A 1,350-nucleotide genomic window follows, 5' to 3' on the forward strand; every position below is an offset into this window, starting at 1 on the left:
TTAGTGAATGACGGCGGTAACTGGAAAATATCTCAATCGATCAACTCGTATAAGTAGATGAAGTTTAATCCATATGTTTAGTTAAAGCCACGTCATGAGATGTGGTTTTTCTTTTTTCAGCATTGATGCTATCTCGGGAAAAGAAACGCCAATCTTTTAAGATCCCCTTTGTCGATACACCCGTACTTCTACGGTCAAGAAAATAAATAAAAATGCTAATATATTTAGTTTTTATTTGTATCTTTATTTCTATTAACCAATTGATAGACCGTTATGAGTGTACATTCAAGACGTTTAAAGCCAGCCAAGAAGAATGATGAGCTTTTGAAAGCCATTTTTGAGGACAATTTTCCTGATTTTTTACGGTTCATGTACCCAGATGCGGATGCTACCTTTGATCTCGGGCGTGGATTGACATTTATGGACAAAGAATTGTTGGAGATCATTCCCTATCGTGAGCGTAAAAAAGGGAAGCGTGTGGCAGACCTTCTGGTCAAGGTTTATTTAAAAGATGGAAGCGAGAAGTGGATTTTAGTGAATACCGAAATCGAAGGCGGACATGATTCCGATTTCTCACATCGTATCTTTCAGTATTTTTACAGGCTATTAGATCGTTACCGTGTTCCTGTGGAGACCATTGCTGTTTTTACTGGAGGACGTTCGCAGCCATGTACTGATGAATATCATTTTGCTGTTTTTCGCACGTCGTTACGCTTTCAGTACCTGAGCTATCAAATTTTTGATCATGACGAATCAGAGCTACTCGATATGGACAATATATTTGCTTATATTGTCTTGGCATGCCAGAAAGCTTTAGATGAAGATAAGGTTCCGGAGCAGGAGCTCGCAGAGCAGCGTAGTACAATCGCAAGAAGGCTCATCGAGACCAATAAGTATAGTAAAGATCGTATAATGAGCTTTTTAGTTTTTTTAAAGAGTTTTCTTTTTATACGAGATAAAGAAATAAATAGTAACTTTGATCAATACATTTATCAAGTGACAGGAGCACAATCGAACTCTCCATACAGCCACTATTTTATAATTAAATTGTATGGATACTCCAGATGGCCAATAAAAAACAAATCATTTACATATGAAATGGGTGTAATAGAAACAATCAAACGACAAGAAAGAGAAAAAGGAATCCAAGCTGGAATCGAAAAGGGAATTCAGTCTGGAATTGAAAAAGGCAAACGAGAAGAATCAATTGCCATTGCTTTAGAGTTCAAGAAAATGGGCTTACCTATTGCAGATATTGCAAAAGGTACAGGCCTTACCATCGAAGAGATTGAAAAACTGAAATAAATTAAATAGATCATAAAAATAACATATAAAGCCATTCTGCCAAGA

At 36.5% G+C, this 1,350-nt stretch carries 1 protein-coding gene; it reads left to right on the forward strand.

From position 1 onward, the window contains the following. Positions 1 to 273 precede the first annotated feature (273 nt). The gene (locus L950_RS25325; protein WP_021188699.1) at positions 274 to 1,305 is read left to right on the forward strand and encodes a hypothetical protein; all 1,032 of its coding nucleotides are present in this window, start codon (positions 274 to 276) and stop codon (positions 1,303 to 1,305) included. Positions 1,306 to 1,350 lie beyond the last annotated feature (45 nt).

The organism is Sphingobacterium sp. IITKGP-BTPF85, from assembly GCF_001006065.1.
Lineage (GTDB): Bacteria > Bacteroidota > Bacteroidia > Sphingobacteriales > Sphingobacteriaceae > Sphingobacterium > Sphingobacterium anhuiense.

Bases quoted from the DNA above. Each gene is read 5' to 3' on its own strand.
- L950_RS25325 (WP_021188699.1), top strand. From the start codon at position 274: ATGAGTGTACATTCAAGACGTTTAAAGCCAGCCAAGAAGAATGATGAG.